The sequence below is a fragment of the Planctomyces sp. SH-PL14 genome, from assembly GCF_001610835.1.
Taxonomy (GTDB): Bacteria; Planctomycetota; Planctomycetia; order Planctomycetales; family Planctomycetaceae; genus Planctomyces_A.
In genome coordinates, this window is record NZ_CP011270.1 from 40,556 (window position 1) to 63,433 (window position 22,878).

At 65.4% G+C, this 22,878-nt stretch carries 17 protein-coding genes and 1 tRNA gene; 7 read left to right on the forward strand and 11 right to left on the reverse strand.

The window, feature by feature from the left end; all coding sequences use genetic code 11:
• Positions 1-76: 76 nt before the first annotated feature.
• Positions 77-835 carry a leucine-rich repeat domain-containing protein gene (locus tag VT03_RS00160; RefSeq protein WP_075091105.1) on the reverse strand — a complete coding sequence of 253 codons (759 nt, stop codon included), beginning with the start codon at positions 833-835 and terminating at the stop codon, positions 77-79.
• The gene (locus VT03_RS00165; RefSeq protein WP_075091106.1) at positions 832-1,272 is read right to left on the reverse strand and encodes a DnaJ family domain-containing protein; all 441 of its coding nucleotides are present in this window, start codon (positions 1,270-1,272) and stop codon (positions 832-834) included. Before VT03_RS00165 ends, VT03_RS00160 begins: the two co-directional genes overlap by 4 nt.
• 265 nt (positions 1,273-1,537) lie before the next feature.
• Here VT03_RS00165 and VT03_RS00170 point away from each other — a divergent pair, with 265 nt between their 5' ends.
• Both VT03_RS00170 and VT03_RS00175 read left to right on the forward strand, forming a co-directional pair.
• Positions 1,538-2,851 (forward strand): PP2C family protein-serine/threonine phosphatase, encoded by a 1,314-nt coding sequence (locus tag VT03_RS00170; protein ID WP_075091107.1) that lies wholly within the window; start codon positions 1,538-1,540, stop codon positions 2,849-2,851.
• A 460-nt stretch (positions 2,852-3,311) separates the two neighbouring features.
• Entirely contained in the window at positions 3,312-4,013 is a 702-nt protein-coding gene (locus VT03_RS00175; RefSeq protein ID WP_075091108.1) for a DUF1080 domain-containing protein, read from the forward strand.
• Positions 4,014-4,067: 54 nt separating this feature from the next.
• Here the strand turns inward: VT03_RS00175 and VT03_RS00180 are convergent, their stop codons facing one another.
• The 5 genes from VT03_RS00180 to VT03_RS00200 form a co-directional block, all read right to left on the reverse strand.
• Entirely contained in the window at positions 4,068-5,045 is a 978-nt protein-coding gene (locus VT03_RS00180) for an NAD-dependent epimerase/dehydratase family protein (protein WP_075091109.1), read from the reverse strand.
• A gap of 133 nt (positions 5,046-5,178) precedes the next feature.
• A complete protein-coding gene (locus tag VT03_RS00185; protein WP_075091110.1) occupies positions 5,179-5,991 on the reverse strand; it encodes a succinate dehydrogenase/fumarate reductase iron-sulfur subunit in 813 nt (270 codons plus the stop codon).
• Between the two features lie 107 nt (positions 5,992-6,098).
• Positions 6,099-8,018 (reverse strand): fumarate reductase/succinate dehydrogenase flavoprotein subunit, encoded by a 1,920-nt coding sequence (locus VT03_RS00190; RefSeq protein ID WP_075091111.1) that lies wholly within the window; start codon positions 8,016-8,018, stop codon positions 6,099-6,101.
• Positions 8,019-8,087: 69 nt separating this feature from the next.
• Positions 8,088-8,849: a succinate dehydrogenase cytochrome b subunit gene (locus VT03_RS00195; RefSeq protein WP_156514182.1), complete on the reverse strand. Its 762-nt coding sequence runs from the start codon at positions 8,847-8,849 to the stop codon at positions 8,088-8,090.
• A 632-nt stretch (positions 8,850-9,481) separates the two neighbouring features.
• A complete protein-coding gene (locus tag VT03_RS00200; protein WP_075091113.1) occupies positions 9,482-10,600 on the reverse strand; it encodes a Gfo/Idh/MocA family protein in 1,119 nt (372 codons plus the stop codon).
• 641 nt (positions 10,601-11,241) lie between these two features.
• Between VT03_RS00200 and VT03_RS00205 the strand changes: the two genes are divergently transcribed.
• Positions 11,242-13,221 carry a prolyl oligopeptidase family serine peptidase gene (locus tag VT03_RS00205; RefSeq protein ID WP_075091114.1) on the forward strand — a complete coding sequence of 660 codons (1,980 nt, stop codon included), beginning with the start codon at positions 11,242-11,244 and terminating at the stop codon, positions 13,219-13,221.
• Between the two features lie 41 nt (positions 13,222-13,262).
• The gene (locus VT03_RS00210; RefSeq protein ID WP_156514183.1) at positions 13,263-13,583 is read left to right on the forward strand and encodes a hypothetical protein; all 321 of its coding nucleotides are present in this window, start codon (positions 13,263-13,265) and stop codon (positions 13,581-13,583) included.
• Here VT03_RS00210 and VT03_RS00215 read toward each other — a convergent pair.
• Positions 13,557-13,892 (reverse strand): hypothetical protein, encoded by a 336-nt coding sequence (locus VT03_RS00215; RefSeq protein WP_156514184.1) that lies wholly within the window; start codon positions 13,890-13,892, stop codon positions 13,557-13,559. The genes VT03_RS00210 and VT03_RS00215 overlap by 27 nt on opposite strands.
• 341 nt (positions 13,893-14,233) lie before the next feature.
• Positions 14,234-14,307: transfer RNA gene (locus tag VT03_RS00220), tRNA-His, on the reverse strand.
• 43 nt (positions 14,308-14,350) lie between these two features.
• On the opposite strand from VT03_RS00220, the gene VT03_RS00225 reads away from it, so the two are divergent.
• From VT03_RS00225 to VT03_RS00235, 3 genes are all read left to right on the forward strand, one after another.
• Complete coding sequence (locus VT03_RS00225; protein ID WP_197489149.1) at positions 14,351-15,124, forward strand: TrmH family RNA methyltransferase; 774 nt, start codon at positions 14,351-14,353, stop codon at positions 15,122-15,124.
• On the forward strand, positions 15,117-16,613 hold the full coding sequence (locus VT03_RS00230) for a sulfatase family protein (RefSeq protein WP_075091117.1): 1,497 nt from the start codon (positions 15,117-15,119) through the stop codon (positions 16,611-16,613). Before VT03_RS00225 ends, VT03_RS00230 begins: the two co-directional genes overlap by 8 nt.
• Before the next feature lie 213 nt (positions 16,614-16,826).
• Entirely contained in the window at positions 16,827-19,445 is a 2,619-nt protein-coding gene (locus VT03_RS00235; RefSeq protein ID WP_075096859.1) for an alkaline phosphatase family protein, read from the forward strand.
• 347 nt (positions 19,446-19,792) lie between these two features.
• Here the strand turns inward: VT03_RS00235 and VT03_RS00240 are convergent, their stop codons facing one another.
• Positions 19,793-21,499 carry an Nramp family divalent metal transporter gene (locus VT03_RS00240; protein WP_156514185.1) on the reverse strand — a complete coding sequence of 569 codons (1,707 nt, stop codon included), beginning with the start codon at positions 21,497-21,499 and terminating at the stop codon, positions 19,793-19,795.
• A 313-nt stretch (positions 21,500-21,812) separates the two neighbouring features.
• Positions 21,813-22,844 carry a prenyltransferase/squalene oxidase repeat-containing protein gene (locus VT03_RS00245; RefSeq protein ID WP_075091119.1) on the reverse strand — a complete coding sequence of 344 codons (1,032 nt, stop codon included), beginning with the start codon at positions 22,842-22,844 and terminating at the stop codon, positions 21,813-21,815.
• Positions 22,845-22,878 lie beyond the last annotated feature (34 nt).

A 22,878-nucleotide genomic window follows, 5' to 3' on the forward strand; every position in this document is an offset into this window, starting at 1 on the left:
GCATTCTTTCGCAACAAAATGAAACCTCGCTCTCGCGCCGGTCTCTGCCTGGGAACCGGCGGTCAGCGACCGCCCTCTACGACGCTCTCCGCCGTGACCACGCGATCCGACATCCCGACAACTCCCGCTTCAGTGTGAGGTATCCGTTCAGAGTGATCCGCGTCTTCTGAACGTCCAGCCATTTCAGCCCACGGAAAGCCAGGAGATGCGGCAGCGCGGTATCCCCGATATCCGTCGAACGAAGCGAGAGCCATTCCAGATCCCGCCAGCGCACGAGACGCCGCAGCCCGCTCCCTTCCAACTCAGAATCATCCAGGTCGAGACACCACACCGTCTCCAGCGGCTCCAGGTATGCCAGACCGAAGTCTGTGACCCGCGTTCCTGCCAGGCTGAGCAATTCGAGTCGCGAGAGCCCGCCCAGCTCGCTGAGACCGACATCGGTGATGGACGTCCCGTCGAGATCCAGGACTTCCAGGTTGGTCTGTCGAACCAGCCGCGGCAGGCTGGCGTCCGTCACGGCGGTGTCGTTCAACAGAAGTTCCTCGATCCCGTCGAGCTTCACGATCTCCGCGAAGTCTTCATCCGTACACGCCGTTCCGCACAGGTCCACAATCCACTGATGCGAAAACCGGTCTCGGCGAAGCTGCCCCGCCAGATCGTCAATCCGCCGCGTGACCGCGGCCACCGTTTGGTCCGCGGGAGGGCGAGCCCAGAGATGGCTGCCGCAGGCGGGACAGAAGCCGTCCCCCAGCAGGCTGACGAGGACGGCCACGAGCCGGCCGCAGACCTGGCAGCGGAACTGCTCTCCTCCGGGGTCGGTGGCGGTCGGCTTCAAGCTCCCCTCCCCTTTCGCCGCTCCTGCCAGGCCGTCACCTCCGCTTCGACGTCGAGCGGCAGCACCACGATCGACGGGCCGGGCTGCGGGGAGGCGATCGCCTCGCGGATCTCCTTGTTGAGCGTTGTCAGCAGCCGGCGGACCTGCGATTCCTCCGCCAGGGTCTCGATCTCTCCCCGGACGACTTCGATCCGACGGCGGACCGCCAAGAGCGGGGGGAGCAGTGAAATCTGCTCTGCCTTGAGCTTCTTTTTGAGCCACCAGTCCTCGCCGAGGGGCTCGTCGAGGTCCTGCAGCGGCTGGCCGAACCCTTCGATCTGGTCGAACTTCCCCTGCATCTGGGCTTCGCGAATCCGGTACTCCGCCAGGCTCCCGATCGGAGCCCCGACGGGGCGGCGGGGCGGAACGGGCTGCGGCTCACGATCGCTTTCGGACATCCACTTTCTCTCCCGCCAGAAGACTCGTCGCGAAATTTTACCGCCGCCGGGGCGCGGCGACGATGCGTTCCGGGCAGGAGAAATGCTCGCCGGAACACCGTGATTTCGCCCCAAAGTGAAATCCTGTCGAGCGTTGGCTGTCCGTCACACCCGCCGATATGATGGCCGAAATACGGAATGGCGCAGTCAACCCAGGCAGCGGGCGGGTGGGGAGCCAGGAGTCCGCCGAACGCCGCTGTCGATCGTTACCACGGGTCCAGACCCCATGCGGTGGGAGCAGAAAATCCAGTTCGCCACGCTGTCCGATGTCGGGCTGCGCCGTTCGAACAATGAGGATTCTCTTGCCGTCGCCGTTGCCAACACGGAAGAGGACTTCGAGAACCACGGCCACCTGTTCCTCGTCGCCGACGGGATGGGGGGGCACGCGGTCGGCGAGCTCGCCAGCAAGATTGCCGCGGAGACCGTCCCGCACACGTATCTGAAGCAGGACTCGGGTGACTTTCCGTCGGCCCTGGAGAAGTCCGTCATTGAGGCCAACACCGCGATCAACACCCGCGGGGAGCAGAACCAGGACTTCCTCAAGATGGGGACGACGTGCTCGACGCTCGTCCTCTGCCCGGAAGGGGCGTTCATCGGTCACGTCGGCGACAGCCGCATCTACCGCGTCCGCCGTGACCGGATCGACCAGCTCTCCTTCGACCACAGCCTGCACTGGGAGCTCCAGCGGCGGGACCAGAAGCTCGCGGCGCAGATCGACCTGTCGCTCCACAAGAACGTCATCACCCGCTGCCTGGGCCCCGAGCCCAAGGTGATGGTCGATGTCGAGGGGCCGCATCCGATCCTGCCGGCGGACGGGTTCATCCTCTGTTCCGACGGCCTCAGCAACCTTGTCGCGGACGAGGAGATGGGGGCCATCGTCCGGGACCTGGCTCCGAACGTCGCCTGCCGCCTCCTGATCGACCTCGCCAACGCCCGCGGCGGGACCGACAACTGCACGGCGATCGTGGTCAAGGTGGGTGATCTCCCGGCCAATGTCCCGCCGCCGTTCGTTCCGGATGAACCCCAGGCCCCCAGCCTCGGCTGGGCGTGGCTGTTCGCCTTCTGGGGGGCGGCCATGCTGTTCATCTGGGGGCTGGCGCTGCTGTTCTTTGGCCACCCGTGGAAGGGGATCATCCTCACGGCTCTGGCCGGATTCGGCGGGGTGGGAATGCTGCTGGTCTCGTTCCGGCAGCGTCGGAAGCTGATCGAGGAGCATGTCGACCAGGGGGAGACGCATATCGCGCGGGCTCACCGGACGGCGGTGGCGCTCGATTCGAAGCAGTTGTTCGAGGTGCTGGCGACGGTGGAAACGCAGCTTCGCCGTCCGGCTCAGGATGACCATTGGGAGGTCGACTGGGCGAAGCACGAAGAGGCGATCAAGGCGGCGGCGAAGGGGAAGTCGGAGAAGCGGCATGCGAAGGCGTGCCGTGATCTGGCGCGGGCGATCGAGCTGATCATGACGCAGTTGCCGGCGTCGGCGCGAGAGAAGCCGTCGGAAGAGAAGAAGAAGCCAGCCGAAAAGGCGGACGGCAAAGTCTGAAAGAACCGGGTCCAGGGGCACCCTGGTCAGGGGATGCAAGGGGAAGAATCCCCCTTGCCCGCCGGAGGCTTTGGTCGTCGAGAGATGTCTGAAGGAGTGAGTGTCCAAACGCGGACAGCGTGCCGGATGCCCCTCACCAACCCGCGGGATTGCAAAGCGAGCGGTGAGGTGGGAGGGAGTCCGCAACGCTGGTGCCACAAAGGGGACATTTGTTGTGTCCCACGGTTCCGCGACGAAAATGCCTCCGGCGGCAAGGGGGCGTGGCCCCCTTGACCCCCGGCTGCCGTGGCACATTGGGTTTGAGCTATCACGTCGTGCCGGCAAGGACGTGATTCGAGCAGGAAATCCACCGCGATCAATTGCCAGTTTCGGATCGGCATGCTGTGATGCGACCAGCGAAGGACGATGCACCCCATCCGCCTTCCGGATTCTCTTTCCCGCTCTCGAAAAGGTGTCCCACATGCGCGCCTGCCTGTTCGCACTGACCGCACTGCTGTGCTTCGCCAACCCGCTCCGCGCCGAGGAAGAACCCGGCTTCAAGCCGATCTTCGACGGCAAGTCGCTCGAGAAGTGGGACGGCAACCCGGACTTCTGGCGAGTCGAAGACGGCGTCATCGTCGGACAGACCACCGCCGAAAAACCGACCAAAGGGAACACGTTCCTGATCTGGCGCGGCGGCGAGCCCGGGAACTTCGTCCTCAAGGCCGAATACAAGATCGAAGGCGGCAACTCCGGGATCCAGTACCGCAGCTTCGAAGTCCCGGACAACAAGTGGGTCGTCGGCGGCTACCAGGCCGACATCGACGCCGGCGGAACGTTCGTCGGCTCGTGCTACGGCGAACGCTTCCGCGGGATGCTCTGCGTCCGCGGCCAGAAGTGCGAGATCGGCGAGGATGCCAAGTCCAAAGTCGTCGGCTCCGTCGGCGACAACAAGGAGCTGTTCGCCAAGGTGAAGCCGGGCGACTGGAACGAATACACGATCGAAGCGGACGGCAACCACTTCGTCCAGAAGATCAACGGCGTCGTGATGGCTGACCTCACCGACCTCGACACCAAGAACCGCCGGGCCGAAGGGATCCTCGCCCTCCAGCTCCACGCCGGTCCGCCGATGAAGATCCAGTTCCGCAACGTGCGGATCAAGGAAGTGAAGCCCTCACTCTGAGCTCGAGAGGAGACCGCCGATCGGCCGCGGCGGACGGCGCATGCCATCCCGGGATCAAACCGATCCCCGGATGGCCTCCTGAAAGTCGACCGCCGGAGCATAGCCGAGGACCGTCCGGGCCTTGTCGATCCGGAAGTCGAGGTTGTAGCCCATGAACTTGATCGCCGCCTGGGAGACAGGCGGCGATGTCGTTTTCCCGAGGAGCCGCCACACCGGTTCGAGAACTCCGGCCACGATTTTCACCAGGCCGAGCGGGACGTGCTTCGTCGGACAAGGAAGCCCGGCCGCCGCGCAGACCCCGGCCACGAACTCTCTCTTCGTCACGAGCCGGCCGTCAGTGATGTTGAACGCCTCGCCCGAGAGGTCCGGGCGGTCGAGGGCCAGGAAGACGGCGTCGACGAGATTGCCGACGTAGGTATTGCTGACGAGCTTTTCGCCGCTCCCCGGGAACGCAAACTTTCCGCTCCGGATCCGGGCCAGCAACCGCGGAACGACGGTCCGGTCCCGCGGCCCGTAAAGAAACCCCGGCCGAAGCAGGACGCAGGTCAGGTCCCCTGCCGCCGCCCGCTCCTTCAGCACCTCCTCCGCGGCCACCTTCGAGCGGGTATAGCCGTCGATGCCGGAAATGCTGACGGGCATCGTCTCATCCGTGCCGCGGTGCTCTCCCGCCGGATAGACGCCCAGGGAGCTGATCTGGACGACGTGCGGTCTGAGACCGATCACCAGAAACGCCCCGAGGAGGTTTTCGAGACCGCCCACATTCGCCCGCAGGTAGTCGGCCGCCGGCCCCCAGTCCCCGACGCGGGCCGCGCAGTGGACGAGATGGGTGACGCCTTGGACCGCTTCGGGAAGTGAGGAGGGATCATCCAGATCCCCCGGAACAATCTCCACGCCGATGGACCGCAGGAATGTGGCGTCGCTCGCAGGCCGGACAAGCGCCCGCACGTTCCATCCCCGGCGGCGGGCCTGTTCGCAGACGTGGCTCCCGACGAGTCCCGTCGCTCCGGTCACAAGCAATAGGCCTGGGGACATCGCCAAAGCTGGATCTCCGCCGCAAGCGAGGTGAACCGCAGGTCGTAATACCAGACGCGGGCTCTATCCGTGTTGATCTGTGTCCATCTGTGGCTGGATCCCTTCTCTCGGCCACAGCGATCACGACAGTCGCTCAGCCGAAACCGCCCGCAGCCCCGCCCGCCTCGAGCCCTTCGGAGGAGAAGAGCGTCGCCTTCATGTACTCGCGGTTCATCCGGGCCATGTGGGTCAGGGAGATCCCGGCCGGGCAGGCGGCCTGGCACTCGCTCGTCACCGAGCAGTTGCCGAAGCCTTCTTCATCCATCTGCTTGACCATGCTCAGCACCCGCGAGGCCCGTTCGGGGTTCCCCTGCGGAAGCTGGGCGAGGTGCGAGATCTTGGCCGAAACGAAGAGCATCGCCGAGGCGTTCTTGCACGCCGCGACGCACGCCCCGCAGCCGATACAGACGGCGGCGTCGAGGGCCGACTCCTGGTCGATCTTCGAGACCGGCAGGCAGTTGGCGTCCTGGGCCTGTCCGGTGTTCACCGAGACGAAACCGCCGGCCGAGATGATCCGGTCGAAGGCCGTACGGTCGACGACGAGGTCGCAGATGACCGGGAAGGCCCGGGCCCGCCACGGCTCGATCGTGATCGTGTCGCCGTCATTGAACTTCCGCATGTGGAGCTGGCAGGTGGTCGTCAGCCGCTCCGGACCGTGCGCCTGGCCGTTGATCATCAGGCTGCACATGCCGCAGATCCCTTCGCGGCAGTCGTGGTCGAACGCGACAGGCTCTTCGCCCTTCTGGATGAGTTGCTCGTTGAGGATGTCGAGCATTTCCAGGAAGGACATGTCCGGCGAAATGCCGGTCACCTTGTAATCCGCGAACCGGCCGTCGTCCTGGGCGTTCTTCTGCCGCCAGACGCGAAGGGTCAGGTTCAGGGCTTTTCCGTGGGCTGCGTGGCTCATCGACGGACTCACTTGGCTGGGGGACTCCCGGGCGGGAGTGTTCCCATTTGTTTCCGGTTCCCGACTGTCGCGCCGGGACGCGTCGACCGACTCTCTGACTTACTCTTTTACTTGTAATTGCGGACTTCCGGCGGGACGAACTCGAAAGACAGGGCTTCCTTGTGGAGCTCCTGCGGGGCGTTGTCCCCCTTGTGTTCCCAGGCGGAGACGTAGCTGAAGTTCGCATCGTCACGCCGCGCTTCACCCTCTTCCGTCTGGTACTCCTCGCGGAAGTGGCCGCCGCACGACTCCTGGCGGTGGAGAGCGTCGCGGCACATCAGCTCGCCGAACTCGAGGAAGTCCGCCACGCGGCCGGCGTGCTCCAGGCTCTGGTTGAGCGAGTCGCCCGTCCCGAGGACGCGGACGTTCCCCCAGAACTCCTCGCGGAGCTGACGGATCTTGTCGATCGCCTTCGTCAGCCCGGCGGCGTTACGGGCCATCCCGCAGTTTTCCCACATGATGAGGCCGAGCCGGCGGTGGAAGCTCGTGACCGTTTCGGAGCCGTTGACGCTCAGCAGGCGGTTGACGCGTCCCTGGGCTTCTTCGAGCGTCTCGCGGAATCGCGGATGGGCATCCGTGATCGGCGAGAGCTTGCGGGAGGCGAGGTGGTGACCGACCGTGTAAGGGGCGACGAAGTATCCGTCGGCGAGCCCCTGCATCAGGGCGCTGGCGCCCAAGCGGTTGGCGCCGTGATCGGAGAAGTTCGCCTCGCCGAGGACAAACAGCCCCGGGATCGTGCTCTCCAGGTTGTAGTCGACCCACAGCCCGCCCATCGTGTAGTGGACGGCGGGGTAGATCCGCATCGGGTTCTTGTACGGGTCTTCGTCCGTGATCTTGTCGTACATGTCGAACAGGTTGCCGTACTTGCCACGGATGGCGTCGACACCCTGTTCCTTGATCGCCCGGCCGAAGTCGAGGTAGACCGCCAGCTTCGTCTCGCCGACGCCGAAGCCGGCGTCGCACCGCTCCTTCGCCGCGCGACTGGCGATATCGCGGGGGACCATGTTGCCGTACGTCGGATAGCGGCGTTCGAGGTAGTAGTCGCGGTCTTCTTCGGGAATCTGGTTCGCCGGCCGCGAGTCGCCCGCGGTTTTCGGCACCCAGACCCGGCCGTCGTTCCGGAGGCTCTCGCTCATCAGCGTGAGCTTCGACTGGTGGTCGCCGGTGACCGGAATGCAGGTCGGGTGAATCTGCGTGTAGCACGGGTTGCTGAAGAACGCCCCCCGCTTGTGAGCCCGCCAGGCGGCGGTGACGTTGCAGCCCTTGGCGTTCGTCGAGAGGTAGAAGACGTTGCCGTAGCCGCCGGTGCAGAGGAGGACGGCGTGGGCCGAATGCGTCTCGAACTGGCCGTTCTCCAGGTTCCGGCAGACGATCCCGCGGGCATGCCCTTCGACCACCACGAGGTCGAGCATCTCCCGCCGGGAGTACATCTTCACTTTGCCGAGGCCGACCTGCCGCATCAGGCCGCTGTAGGCTCCCAGCAGGAGCTGCTGGCCGGTCTGGCCGCGGGCATAGAAGGTTCGCGAGACGAGCGCTCCGCCGAACGTCCGGTTGGCGAGCGTCCCGCCATACTCGCGGGCGAACGGGACTCCGGCGGCGACGCACTGGTCGATGATGTTCGCGCTGACCTGGGCCAGCCGGTAGACGTTCCCTTCGCGGGCCCGCCACTCGCCCCCTTTGAGGGTGTCGTAGAACAGCCGCCAGATGGAGTCGCCGTCGTTGCGGTAGTTCTTGGCGGCGTTGATCCCTCCTTGGGCGGCGATGCTGTGCGCGCGACGGGGAGAGTCCTGGAAGCAGAACGCCTTGACGTTGTAGCCCATCTCGGCGAGGGACGCGGCGGCGCTGGCGCCGGCCAGACCGGTCCCGACGACGATAATGTCGTACTTCCGCTTGTTGTTCGGGGCGACGAGCTTCATCTCGCGCTTGCAGCGGTCCCACTTCTGTTCGATGGGGCCGCTCGGAACTCGCGAGTTGAGAACAGTACTCATGGTGAACTCAGGATCGGCAGGCGGTGGGACGGTTCCGGAATGCGGGCGGCGAGGGGAAACGGTCGGCGGCTACTGCGGGGCGGGGTGCGGGTGGGTGTGTCCGTGCTCTTCCACGCGGGAGGCCGCTTCCGGTTCATCGGCCGGCTTGGCTCCGCCGCCGAACGTGCGTCCCGACCACGCGGCGAAGCTCCCGAACCCGACGGCCACCACGATCGCAAAAACCGTCGCGACCTTGCGGATGATCGGCGTGTACTTGGGGTGGTTCATCCCCAGGGAGTGAAACGCGGACGCCAGGCCGTGCGAAACGTGAACACCGAGGACCAGCGAGCCGATGAGGTAGATCGCCTTGCGGGACATGTCTCCCAGGATCAGCTTGGCCTTGTCGAACGGCTCGAGCCCTTCGCTTCCCCAGCCGATCTCAAACTTGAAGTCGGACAGGTGAACCAGGATGAACAGCAGGACGATGGCGCCGGTGATGGCCATCGTGCCGTCCGGGGTCAGTCCCAGGACGTTCAAGGTTCGCCCGGGGACCTTCGACTTCCGGGGGTGTCCGTAGCGAACGGGCCGCGCCGCAAGATTCTCCTGAATCGTGGCGAAGGCGATCCCGATGTGGCCGAAGAACGCGAGGTAGAGAATGACTTCCGCCACGATCAGGAACTCCTGATTGGCGTGAAGCGCGTGGGCGTAGTGGTTGTAGGCGTCCGCGCCGACGTAGAGCAGCAGGTTGCCCACCAGGTGGACGAGGAGGAAGAAGCACAGGAAGAGCCCTGTCCCCCCCATTATGAACTTCTTGCCCACGGAGGATTTCAGGGCGTTGAGCAACCAGCTCAAGGTCGGCTCCTTGAATCAGTCGGCCGTCCGTCGCTGGGAAAAGACCTCGCTGGGGACGCGCGACCATCGGCGGCCGAGACCGCCAACAGGGGGGAATACGCACTCGGGATCGCCGGCGCAAACCGGGATCGGCAACCGACTTCCTCCCGCCGAGCGGGTCGAGAGAGAAGTCTGCGCGATTATAGGCGTCCCCCCCGGTGCTGCAACGCCGTTCTGAAGATCACGTTCGCGTCAGGAAATCGGTTCCCACGGAAGAGAATCCCGCAGCATGTGAATTACTGGGCGACCAAACCGCGTCCTTGCCGGCACGGCGGGATAGCTCAAACCCAACGTGCCACGGCAGCCTGGGGTCAAGGGGGCCACGCCCCCTTGACCCCGGAGGCACTCCTGTGAGGAACCGTGGTACGCGACGGAAATCCCCTTTGTGGTACCAGCAATGTGGACTCCCTCAACGCGCACCGCTGGATTTGCAATCCCCGCGGGTTGGTGAGGGGGCATTCGACACCGTGACCGTGCTTGGACACTCGCTCCTTCAGAGAGATCGAGACAGGCTAGGCCTCCGGCGGGCAAGAGGCATTCTGCCCCCTGCACCCCCTGACCAGGGTGCCCCTGGACCCGGAAAAATCTCTCACCTACTGCAGCGTGAATTCCGGCAGCTTCACGATCTCGCCCCCCTTGAGCGCCGACTGGTGGGCGCAAATCCCCACGCACGTCCAGTTGGCAGCGAGCGTCGCGTTCGGCCACGGATCGCGATCCTCAGCGAGCGCCGTCAGCATCTCGTTGACCATGTGCGGATGCGAACCGCCATGGCCGCCTCCCTGGATGAACGAGAGGTGCTCCGCGTCGTGAATCTCCGACGGCTTCGTGAACCGCCGGATCGGTTCCGGCAGCAGGTGGGCATAGTCCGGCACCGTGACGCGGGAAGGAATCTCCGGCTCCGGCTTCTTGGCGGTATGGATGATGTGCGGGTCGTGCTCCGTGAGCGTCCACTCGAAGCTCTTCTTCGTCCCATAGACGTCGAAGCTCTCGCGGTACTGGCGGGCGACGTCATAGAGGAACCGCCAGATATGGGCGGTGACGTCCGAGTCCTTCAACTTGATGTGGCAGGTCTCGACGGCAAACTTGTTGCCGGACTTCTTCTGGATGTCCTCACGGACGGTCCCCGAGCCGAAGCAGCTCACGTACTCGGCCCGCTTGTTCATCAGCCCCAGGACCGGGCTGACGACGTGCGTGGCGTAGTGCATCGGGATCATCCGTTCCCAGTAATCAGGCCAGCCATCCATGTCCTGCGGGTGGGAGGCGGCGAGGTGCTGGATCTTGCCGAGTTCGCCCTTCTCATACATCTCCTTGATGAACAGGAACTCGCGGCTGTAGACGACCGTTTCGGCCATCATGTACTTGAGGCCGGTCTGCTTGACGACGTCGCAGATCTCCTGGCAGTGCTCGATGGTGGTCGCCATCGGGACGGTGCACATGACGTGCTTGCCGGCCCGCAGCGCCTGGAGCGACATCGGGGCGTGTTCGGCGATAGGGGAGTTGATGTGGACGAAGTCGACCTTGGGGTCTTTGAGGACGTCTTCGTACCTGGTATAGCGGGTGGCGATGTTGAACTGGTCGCCGGTCTTCTTGAGCTTGTCTTCGTTCCGCTGGCAGATGGCGGTGATGTTGGCCAGCGGGTGGGCCTGGTAGATGGGGATGAATTCGGAACCGAAACCGAGACCGACCATCGCGACGTTGAACGACTTGCTCATACTGCCCTCGGGAGCGCCTGGCTGGATGGGATTCCGTTCGGCCGGGCGAGGGCCGACGGATCGGCAAGAGTCTATCAGAGTTGTTGAGGACAGCCACCGGATCCACGGCCCTTGGTCGGAGGGGGCATTCGCTGAACGAGCGAGTCCCACTCCGTTGCCTCGAACCACGTCCGTGCCGGCACGACTCTGTTTGCTCAAACCCAACGTGCGACGGCAGCCTGGGGTCAAGGGGGCCACGCCCCCTTGCCGCCGGAGGCACTTCCATGAGGAACCGTGGAACACAACGGGTGTCCCCTTTATGGAACCAGCTATGTGGACTCCCTCACATCAAACGGCTGGCTCTGCAATCCCCGCGGGTTGGTGAGGGGGCATACGGCACGTTGTCCGCGCTTGGATACGCTCTCCTTCCGACAGTGTCCGACGAGACGGCCTCCGGCGGGCAAAGGGGCGTTGCCCCCTTGCATCCCCCACCAGGGTGCCCCTGGACCCGGTTCAATCGTTCGTTTGCCTCCACGCTACGTCATCCAACCACCATCCCGCGAACACCCCCGTCACCTCTTCCTCACGCTCCCAAGTGGAAGCCCGGCGCCCGGTGTGAGATGATCGCCGCACGCTCAACGTCACGACCCGAGGACTTCTCGATGGGCACCCGTCTGCTTTCCCTGTTGGCCCTGATCTCGCTCGTCGCCCCGTCGCCGTTGTCGGCGCAGGCCAAGAAGAAGCCCGCCCCACCCGAGGTTTCGCAGGCGGACCACGACAAGCTCGTCGAACGGGCCAAGGCGCTGAGGGGGCTGGTGAAAAGTGCGGCGCCGAGGGCGGACTCCCCACTCGCCAAGCGGCTGCCGGACATCGAGATCTTCGCCAAGGCCCTGGAGTGGGCCACGCGGTACCGCGAGTATCCGGTCGCCAACTCGGTCAAGATTCTGAACGAGGTCGCCGACCTGGGCGAGAAGCGGATCCAGGCGTTCCAGGGAGGAGCCGCGGAGACGTTCGCGGCAACGACCGGCCGGTACGCGCTCGGCTACCGCTCGAAGGTCGACGACTCGGTCCAGCCGTACGCGATCTCTCTGCCGAAGGATTTCGACGCGAAAGCCTCCCAGCGGTGGCCGCTCTACGTCGTCCTCCATGGCCGGGCGGACACGATGGACGAAGCGGTCTTCATCAGGAACCACGACGGAAAGCCGGTCCCGGAGGACCAGACCTGGATCCAGCTCGACGTCTACGGCCGCGGCAACAATGCCTATCGCTGGGCCGGCGAGACCGATGTCTTCGAGGCGATCCAGGATGTCGTGAAGCGATACCGCATTGACGAACGCCGGGTCACGCTGTGGGGTTTCTCGATGGGTGGCGCCGGTGCATGGCACCTGGGGCTGCATCATCCGGACCGCTGGGCATCGGTCGGCGCGGGGGCCGGGTTCACCGACTTCTACCGCTACCAGAAGGTCGAGAATCCCTTCGAGTCCCCGCAGCACGACATGCTGCGGATCTACGACGCCGTCGGTTACGCGACGAACCTCGCCGACGTCCCCTTCATTACGTACGGCGGGGAAGTCGACCCGCAGCTCCTCGCCAGCCAGATCATGAAGGAGGAAGCGACTAAGAACGAAGCCCCGCTGGAAATGATCATCGGGCCGATGATGGGTCACAAGTTCGATCCGGCGAGCCAGAAGTCGTTCATGGAGTTCCTCGGCCGCCACAACAAGACCGGCCGCCCCCTCCCGACGGAGCGGACAACGCTTCGGTTCGAGACATGGACTCTCAAATACAACCGTTGCGACTGGATCACGATTGAAGAGCAGACGGCCCCGTATGAGCGGTCCTACGTCGAGTCCAAGCCGGCGGACGATGGACTGGCGATCGACACGCTGAACGTCTCGGCCCTCTCGATCGACCGTGGAATCGCCAACAGCGTGACGGTCGACGACTCCAAGCCGATCGACCTCAACACCGCCGGCGACAACCGGCTCCCAAACGTCATCTTGGTGAAAGAGGGGAACGAGTGGGAGGTCCAGAACTACGACGACTCGCTCGGCTTCCAGACGAACCCCGAGCAGCGGAAGCGGCACGATCTCCAGGGACCGATCGACGATGCGTTCATGTCGCGGTTCCTCTGCGTCCGCGGGACGAAGACGCCGTGGTCCGCGGACCATCAGGCGTGGTCCGACTGGACCCGCGCGCGGCTCGAGCGGGAGTTCGATCAGTGGATGCGGGCCGCGCCGCGGACGGTCGATGACGTCAGCCTCAGCGAGGACGAGATCGAAGAATCGCACCTGATCCTGTTCGGCGACCCCGGCTCGAACGCGGTCCTGGCCCGGATCGTCGAGAAGTTGCCGATTCAGTGGACCAAAGACGGCCGCCTGACGGTCGCGGGACAGACTTACGATCACAACAAGCACGGCGTCGCGCTGATCTTCCCGAACCCACTCAACCCGAAGAAGTACGTCGTCCTCAACTCGGGGCACACGTTCCACGATCGCGAGTTCCGGGCCTCGAATGCCCAGCTTTACCCCCGCCTGGGGGACATCGCCGTGATCGAGTTCGGGAAGGCCGCCAAGGGAGCGGGCTACGACGAGAAGCCGGTCTTCTCCGACTACTTCGACGCCGCCTGGTCACTGGACTGAATGTGTTCGGCCGCGGGATTTCCGGAGCGAGCCACGAGCCCATGTCGCACACCACAATCTGCCCGAAGTGCCACCAGAAGAGCAAAGTCGACGAATCGTTGATCGGACGATTCGTGACCTGTGAGCACTGCCGGTGCCTGTACTACGTCGTCGTCCCGCCGCTTGGCGAGGAGCGGACGGAGTGGCAGTCGCTCCCGGCGACAAGCGTTCCTCAACCCATCTCCGGACCGGCTTCCACGGCGACCGCGAAAGGGGCGGGGGCGGGGCCGGATCCCGTCGGAAGACTGACGTTGCTGGTGATCGTCAGCCTGATCCTGAGCGGCCTTTCGCTCGCGTTACAGATCGTCGGACTGCTGAAGTGATTTTCCGGTGGCCTGTGGCTTCTCGGGTCGTTCAGCCGAAGACCGACCGTAAGCCTCATCCGGGAAGTCGTAGAAAGTGACGACCCGCCCGTCCGCGCGTGTCGCCCGCTTTTCCTGGAACTCCATGGTTTGACCAGGCGGAATCCCCTCAACGCGGATCTGCTCGCCGTTCTCCATTCGGAGGACCGGGTCATCCCAGGAAACGACCTGCGTCTCTCCGGTCGCTTCCGAGACGACCTCCGCGACGCGTGGCCCGGAGCATCCGAACGCCAGGACGAGTCCCAGCCCCATCGCGCTGACTTGCCTCATCGCTGCCTCAACTCCCGATGCCCTGATCCGCCACAGCGGGGCGGAGTATGCCGCGGGAACCGCGCCGAGGTAAATCGCGATGTCCAGCGACCGGCAGGATCGGCCGAACCTCGGGGCCAGTGGTCACCACGGAGTCGCGGACTCGACGTCGTGGGGTCGTTTTGTGAAACACAGAGTCACAGAGAGCACACAGGAAGGCAGACCACCAGAGCCGCGCTTCGGGTCCTATCTGTGTTGATCTGTGTTCATCCGTGGCTCCCTCTCCTCACCCGCCGCCGCCCGCGGACCACACCAGAAACGAAAAAACCCGCTGCCAGGCTTCTGACAACGGGTCGTGGAAGGGTGGACAACCGGACTTGAACCGGCGACCCCCAGAATCACAATCTGGTGCTCTAACCAACTGAGCTATGCCCACCATCCTGCCTCCGCTTTCGCGTCGGCGTCAGTACATTACTGCAATGCCAGAATCGACTCAAGCACACTCGCCGCTCCACTGCGAATCGCTCCTCTCGCCTGACGAGCAGACAATTTTTCCGTACCTGTCCGACTTCCTGACCCAGCGGCGGCGGGAAAGGTTCGCGGAAGTCCTGAGCCACCGCACCCGCCGGATCACCGTCGTCCTCGACAACATCTACCAGGCACACAACATCAGCGCCGTCCTGCGGAGCTGCGACGCATTCGGGATCCAGGACGTCGCCACGATCGAGCGGGAGTTCGGTTTTGAGGTCAACCGCCAGATCGCCCTGGGGACGGATCAGTGGCTGACGATCCGTCGCTTCACCGGTCCCCGGGCGACGCTCGACTGCCTCGACGATCATCACCGGCGGGGATACCAGCTCGTCGCCACGACCCCCCGCCCCGGCAGTCTGTCGATCCACGAGCTGCCGCTCGACCGCCCGATCGCGCTGTTCATGGGGAATGAAATCGACGGTCTGGATCCCGAGATCCTGAGCCGCGCGGACGCGGCGGTCCACCTGCCGATGTTCGGCTTCGTCGAGAGCTTCAACCTGTCGGTCGCCACCGCCCTCTGCCTGCAGTCGCTGACGATGCGGCTGCGGCGTGAGCGGACCGACGGCCCCCTCACCGATACCGAGAAGGAACGACTGACGTTCGACTGGACCCGCTTGTCGGTCCCGAACGTGGCCGGCGTCGAGGCCCGGTTTTTCCGGCAGCGGCAGCAGGATTGTGTCGGCCCGAGCGGGCTCGCCTCCAACGGAAGCCACCATGACTAGAGCGTTTCCATTCGGCTGGATCGTCCTCCTGGCGCTGACCGCCACGGTCGCGGAGGGGGCCGCGCTGCCGAACGTCGTCATCATTTACGCCGATGACATCGGCTACGGCGACATTTCGTGCAACGGAGCCAGGCCCGGCCTGACGCCGAACGTCGACCGGCTGGCGAAGGAAGGATTGCGGTTCACCGACGGCCACTGCACCTCCGCCACCTGCACCCCCTCCCGCTACGGCCTGCTGACCGGCGAATACCCCTGGCGGAAGAAGGGGACCGGCGTCCTGCCGGGGGACGCGCGGATGATCATCGAGCCCGGCCGGACGACGCTCGCCACCGTCCTGCGGCAGGCGGGCTACCGGACCGGCGTCGTCGGTAAGTGGCACCTCGGCCTGGGCGCGGGCGACCTCGACTGGAATGGCGAGATCACCCCCAGCCCGCTCGACATCGGCTTCGATGAGAGCTTCATCATGGCCGCCACCGGCGACCGCGTTCCGTGCGTCTACGTGCGAGACCGCCGCGTCGTCGGTCTCGATCCCGCCGACCCGATCGAAGTCCGTTACGGCCAGCCGATCCCCGGCGAGCCGACCGGCAAGCAGAATCCCGAACTCCTCAAGGTGCATCCGAGTCACGGCCACGACATGGCGATCGTCAACGGCGTGAGCCGGATCGGTCATATGAAAGGGGGCAGGAAGGCCCTGTGGATCGACGAGGAGATGGCCGACGTCTTTACGAAGGAAGCGGTCGATTTCATCGGCCGCCACAAGGCCAAGCCGTTCTTCCTCTACTTCGCGACGCACGATGTCCACGTCCCGCGGGTCCCGCATCCGCGGTTCGTCGGCAAGAGCGGCATGGGGCCGCGCGGCGACGCCCTCCTCGAGTTCGACTGGTCGGTCAGCGAGATTCTCAAGACGCTCGACGAGGCCGGGCTCACGGAGAACACGCTCGTCCTGCTCTCGAGCGACAACGGTCCGGTCATCGACGACGGCTACAAGGACGACGCCGTTGAAAAGCTCGGCGACCACAAGCCCGCCGGTCCGTTCCGCGGCGGCAAGTACAGCAAGTTCGAGGCGGGGACCCGCGTCCCGTGGATCGTCCGCTGGCCGGCAAAGGTCCGGCCGGGGGTCTCGGACGCCCTGATGTGCCAGGTCGACTTCGTCGCCACGTTCGCGGCGCTGGTCGGTCAGCCCACCTCGGTCGCCACCGCGCGCGACAGCGAGAACTATCTCCCGGCGCTCCTTGGAGATTCTAAGACGGGCCGAAAGGAGCTCGTTGAACACGGGAACGGACTCGCCCTCCGCGACGGGCCGTGGAAATGGATTCCCGGTTCCAAGGGTCCGGCGAAGAACGGATCGACGAACACCGAACTCGGCAATGCCCCGGAAGGAATGCTGTTCAACCTGAGCGCCGATCCGGGAGAGCGCGATAACGTCGCATCCGCCCACGCCGACATCGTCGCCCGACTGCAGGCCCGCCTGACCGAGCTCCAGAAATAGGCGATCTGGTCCGCGTTCGAGCCCCTTGCCGCTGCCAGCCGTCGACATCGTCGCCCCACGGTTCGGTGGGGACCCAGGCAATGAACTTGCGGTGAATTCGACCGAAAGTCCTTAACGCTTGCGTGGCACGGCTGAAACCGGCCCGATACGGTGGCGCACGCCTTCCGCCCGGCCCATCCGCCGCCGGACAGCGCCCTGCCGGAGAAAACGCCCATGCGTCAGCAACTGCTTGCCCTGACCGCCTGCCTGGCGGTCGCCGCCCCCGTTCGTCTCAACGCCCAGGCCCCTCCCGCGGCCCCGGCCCCTCCCCCCGTCGCGGGGAGCCAGCCGGCCGGGGCGGATTCGATCCTCCTCCCCAACGGCTGGCGGCTGACGCCGGCGGGGAAGCAGATCGAGGTGACCGATCTCCCGCTGAACGTCCTGGCTCTCCCAGACAGCAAGACGGCGGTCATTGCAACAAGCGGCTACAACGCCCATGAGCTCTCCCTGGTCGACCTCGAGAGCGGACGGAAGACCGCCGTCGCCGCCGTGCCGCAGAGCTGGTTCGGTCTGGCGGCCGATTCGAAGAGTCAGCGGCTGTGGTGGTCCGGCGGCGGAGGAGGAGTGGTGCTTCCGTTCGCGGTCGGCCGGGACTCATTCACGCCGTCCGCTCCGGTGCGAGTCATTCCGGAAGGGGCCCTTCCGGCGGAAGTCGACACCACTACCCAGCGGGGCCTCCCGGGCTTCTGCACGGGGCTCCTGTTCGACGAAGCCCGGTCGCGGCTGTTCGCCCTGTGCATCCTCTCGAAAGGCGAAAACAAGTCCTTCGCCTGGGGGGACGCCAAGACGGACAACAACGCCGGCGGCGTCATTGCCGTCCTCGATCCCGCGAAGCCCGAGCAGCCGGCGGTGATCGTCCCCTGCGGCAAGCGTCCCTACGACATCGCCCTGGGAAAAAACGGCCTGCTCTACGTCAGCGACTGGGCCGACCGCAAGGTGCTCGCCGTCGATCCCGAGACGCTCCGCACCGTCGCCCGCATTCCCGTCGGCGACCATCCCAACCAGATCGTCGTCCATCCGGAGGACGGCCGGCTGTTCGTCGCCTGCGCTTCGAGCAACGGCGTCTGGGTGATCGATCCGACGGCGGGGGTCGTCCAGGAGACGATCTTTACCGCCCTCTTCCCGCAGTCTCCTGAGGGGAGCACGCCGGACGCGCTCTGCCTCAGCGCGGATGGGGAAACGCTGTTCGTCGCCAACGCGGACAACAACTGCGTTGCCGTGATCGACGTGGAGTCGCCCCGCCGCAGTGCCGTTCAGGGCTACATCCCGACCGGCTGGTATCCCACCTCGCTCGCCACGACGCCCGATGGCAAGACGCTGCTCGTCGGCATCGGCAAGGGGATCCGCACCGAGGAGAAGAAGTCAAACAAGCCGGAGGCGGAGAAGATCGCTGCCGCCCGCGCCGGAGCTCCCGGCGAAGGGGGCTACTACCGGATTCCGTTCCCGCATATCGGGACCACACTCTCGGGCGCGCTGTCGATCATCGACCTCCCGGGCGAAGAGCAGCTGGAGAAGTACACCGACCAGGTCTACCGCAACTGCCCCTACGCCGACGAGAAGGTCCGCACGGCAAAGTACGAACGGCCCACCGCGATCCCGACGCAGGTCGGCGCCCCGTCGCCGATCAAGCACGTCATCTACATCATCAAGGAAAACCGCACCTACGATCAGGTCTTCAGCGACATCCCCCGCGGCAACCGCGATCCGTCGCTGCTGATGTTCGGCGAGGACGTCACCCCGAACCACCACAAGCTCGCCAACGAGTTCGTGCTCCTCGACAACCTGTACTGCAACGGCCACGTCTCGGCCGACGGACACCCGTGGTCGACCGCGGCCTACAACACGGACTACATCGCCCGGAACTGGGCCCTCACCTATTCCCGCCGGGAAGGGATCGACGACGATGACGAGGGGGACCTCTCCACCGCCCCCAGCGGGTACATCTGGGACGCCTGCAAACGGAACGGGCTGACCTACCGCAGCTACGGCGAGTACGGCGGCCGCGTGAGCGAGCCGGACGGCACCCTCCGCATCGAAGGCCGCGTCCCGGGGCTGGTGGGGCACATGTCGCCGAAGTACGGCATCCCGAAAGTGGCCGGGCAGCCCGCCCGCGACACCGACCGTGTGGAGACGTTCCTCGAAGAGTTCGCCGAGTACGAGAAGAACGGCGACCTGCCGCGTTTCGTCGTGATGAGTCTCGGCGAAGACCACACGCAGGGGACCCGCCCCGGCGCTCCGACGCCGCAGGCCTGCGTCGCCAGCAACGACCTGGCCCTCGGCCGGCTCGTCGAAGCGATTTCCAAGAGCCGCTACTGGAAGGAGACCGCGATCTTCGTGATCGAGGACGATGCCCAGAACGGCCCGGACCATGTCGACGCCCACCGGACGATCGGCCTCGTGATCAGCCCTTATGTCCGCCGGGGCCACCTCGACAGCACGCAGTATCAGACGGTCTCGATGCTCCGCACGATGGAGCTGATCCTCGGCCTTCCGCCGCTGAGCCAGTTCGACGCGGCGGCGACGCCGATGTTCGAGTCATTCACCGACAAGCCCGACCTTCGCCCATACGAGCACGTCGACGCGCGGATCGATCTCGACGCGAAGAACGGCCGGCTGGCCTACGGCGCCGACCGCTCGGAGAAAATGGACTTCAGCGAATACGACCGGATCGACGACTTCGAGCTGAACGAGATCCTCTGGCGGGCGATCCACGGCAAGGACGCCCCGCTCCCGCCGGCCGTCCGCCGGGCGATCGCCTATCGCGGGCTGGAGCTCCCGGCCGAGCGCGACTGACTTCCGTCCGGCCCTCCCCGTCCTCCGCAAGGCGAGCGGGGGGCGTCAGCCCCCTGATCCAAAGCGGCCTTTACGGTCATAGGTCGCTGCGCGGCCTCGGATTTTGAAACACAGAGGCACGGAGGACACAGAGACCTTCGTGGGGCGCGACCGACGCCCGAGGGAGGGAGCCACAGATGAACACAGATCAACACGGATAAAGCCAGGAACGTCGCCTTCGCGGCCGCACCGCTCCGCGTCTCTCTGTGCTCTCCGTGCCTCTGTGTTTCACAACACGACTGCGATATGCCGCTCCGTTCTCGCGCGGCTTCGTCCGACCACAGACGAGATCGCCCCGCGAAATCCCTCTACGCCTTCGAGGTGAAGAGCGCCATCACCGGGCCGTAAGCCGACAGCGTCGCGATCGCGGTGAAGAAGCATCCGACGATCAGCAGCGCCACCCGCGTCCCCATCCGCGGGCGGATCGCCTGCGGCAGGAGGTACGAGTTCACCGCAACCGTGTGGAAGCAGCTGAACCCGAGAGCGAAGTTGTAGAGAATCCCGGTCCACTCCACGAGCCGCGCGCCGTTCACGAGCGTCAGGACGAGCGTCCCCAGCCCGACGTAGACGCACAGCACTCCGAAGTAGAGCTTACGGATGTCCTTCGTGTCCCACTTCCGCAGCCGCGGACTGGCGGTCCAGAAGACGTCGACCCATCTCCGCAGGACGCCGTCGGCCGTCGAAGCCATGCTGGTCCCCAGCACCAGGAATCCGCAGAAGAGCATCAGGTACCAGAACGTCGAGCCGATCCCGCTGCCGAAGCTCGCGCCGACTGCCTCACTCACCTTGTCCGCCGTGATCCCGGCCGCTTTGGACTTGTCGATCACCTGCCCCCGCTGAAGGAACTGGATCGACAGCATGCTCGGGAGGGCGATCCCCACAAAGCAGGCCGGCAGCCACAGGAACCACTGTTCCCGCTTGACGTGCCATAGCCAGCGTTTCCAGCGGGGCAGAGTCTTCTCGTTGACGTCAAAGACCGCTCCGACGTGCGACAGCTCGATCTCATGTCCGCCGACCATGCTGGGAATCGCCCCGACATGGGCTCCCATCCCCCACCCCTGGTCGCGGGTGTAGTTGCTCAGCGGCGTATTGGTCAGTCCGCCGTTCCCGGAGATCGCCGCCATCGTGATGATGAACCCGATGAGGGTCATGTCCATCGGCCGCAGCGGACGCCCTTCGCTCCAGGCGGTGATGAAGTTGTCGACGTTCGGCCCGTGGGCTTCCTCGCCTCCGTCCCGGAGGCCGTTCTTGTTCGTGTCTTCGACGGCATAGCACGGAAGATTCCCGACCTTCACGAAGCCGGTGAGGATCTCTTTCCAGGTCGAAGCGGTCGAGTAACCGATCGCCAGGAAAACCAGCAGCCCGAAGACGTAGAACAGCTTGAACGTCATCAGGGCCCGCATCGAGTTGTAGATCTTCCCGCCGATCGACAGCGGAATGAAGACCGACATGAAGACCACCACCCCCAGCGTCGTCACGAGCTGGGCTTCCTTGAACGCCCAGCCGCCGATCGTCGCCAGCAGAGGACTCGCGGCGGATTGATCCGGGAGATGTCCCAGGAACATCGCCGCCAGCGGGACCGCCGCGTTCGCCGCGAGATACGGCAGCAGCGAGCCGAAGTCGACCAGCAGATAGAGGATGACCCAGAACCAGGGGCTGGGGGGGATCCGGAACTTCCCGGTGAAGATCGGTTCGCCGGTGTAGAGCGTGTAGCGACAGATCTCGACGTTGTAGATCACCTGCCCCAGGATGCTCAGGGTGCAGAGCCAGAACAGGTCGCCGCCGTAGCGGGCCGCGTTGACCGGACCGGTGAGCCATTCGCCCCCCCCGATCGCGGCCGCCGCCATGACGAGCGCCGGGCCGAGGAAGGCGCCGAGCTTCCGCCATTCGAAGACGGGAGCCTCGGGCAGCTCCGCCGCGTCCCAGCGGGGCATCGCCTTGACGCCGGGATAGGGGGACTGGAACTCCGGGCTGTTGAGCGGCGCATCGGCGCTTAGCGAATTCGAGTCGGCCAAGCCCCCATCCGGCGCAGGACTCGACATGGAAGGGGCGGGGGCGGACTGCGACATACCGTCTCCGTAGCTGCACGGCAGGGCCCGCCCGGAGACGAGCCGATCTCTCGGAATTCCAACGACTTCGTGAACGCTGCTTCCCCGCCGGCCCAGGCTGGCGACCCAAAACGAGGCGGGAAATCAACAAGCCGCCACGCTAGACGAACGCCCGGCTCATCGCAACCGCCTGATATCGGAACTTACCGAACAGTGATCCGCGGGGTCCCGCGCGGCTCCAGTCCGAACGATTGCTCCGACCTGACACCCCTGACCGACGTCACCGCTGGTAGATCGGCAGGTACCGGTACTCGATCGCCAGACCGAGGACCGACATCGCCGTGCAGTACACCTTCCCCGCCTCCCGCTCCCCGCCGTGCCGCGGCGTCCATGAACCCTCGGCGTCCTGAGTCTCCAGGAGGAGCTTGCAGAGCCGCCGGTGCATCTTCTCCGCGTACTCGCCCCCCATCTTGAACATCCCCACGCCGGTGTAGTAGACGCCATAGTAGAAGTACTGGCTGTCGTGCCGGAGCTGGTTCTCCAGGAGCGCCTTCGCCCCGCCGATCGCCTCCCGGGTCTCGTGCTTCCCGCAGACTTCCAGGCAGGTGATCCCGGTCCCGGTGAGCGTCGGGGTCGGACCGCTGCCAGGCTGGTAGCCGAACCCCTTGTTGTCCGGGGTGGCGCAGTTCCGGACGTAGTCGACGGCGGCGTCGATCGCCTCGGCGGGGACGTCGCAGCCGACGTCCTTGGCGGCCCGCAGCGCCAGGACCTGCCAACCCGTGACGCTCAGGTCGCTGTCGCGGCTCTCGACCTGATACCGCCAGCCTCCTTCGTGCCGGCGGTCCTTGTGGACAACCTGCGATTCGAGAATCAGCCGGATCGCCCGTTCGAGGGCCTTCTTGACCTTCGCCCCGTCTTTCTCGTTCATCATCCCGTAGCACTCGGCCAGCATGAGCGTGGCGATGCCGTGGTCGTACATCGGGCCGTGGCTCCGCTTGGCGATCAGCATCCCGTTCGCCTCCTGGTGCTCCAGGACCCAGCGGATCCCCTTGTCGATCGTCTCCGCGTAGGGCCCTTCGCCCGGCGTATGCCCCGCGGCCATGAAGGCCATCACGGCGAGCCCGGTGATCCCGGTCGACTCCCCGTGCCCTTCGGCCCGCCACGCCCCGTTCGGAAGCTGCTGGGACTTGATGTAGTCCAGGGCGCGGGCGATGGCGGTGTCGACTTCCTCGTCCTGCTCCGCCCACGTGGGCGCAGCGAGGACCAGGACCATCGCCGATGTCAGCCAGAGTCGCACGAACCGGTGAACCATGAGATCCCTGTCAACGAGAGCACGTCGCAGAAAC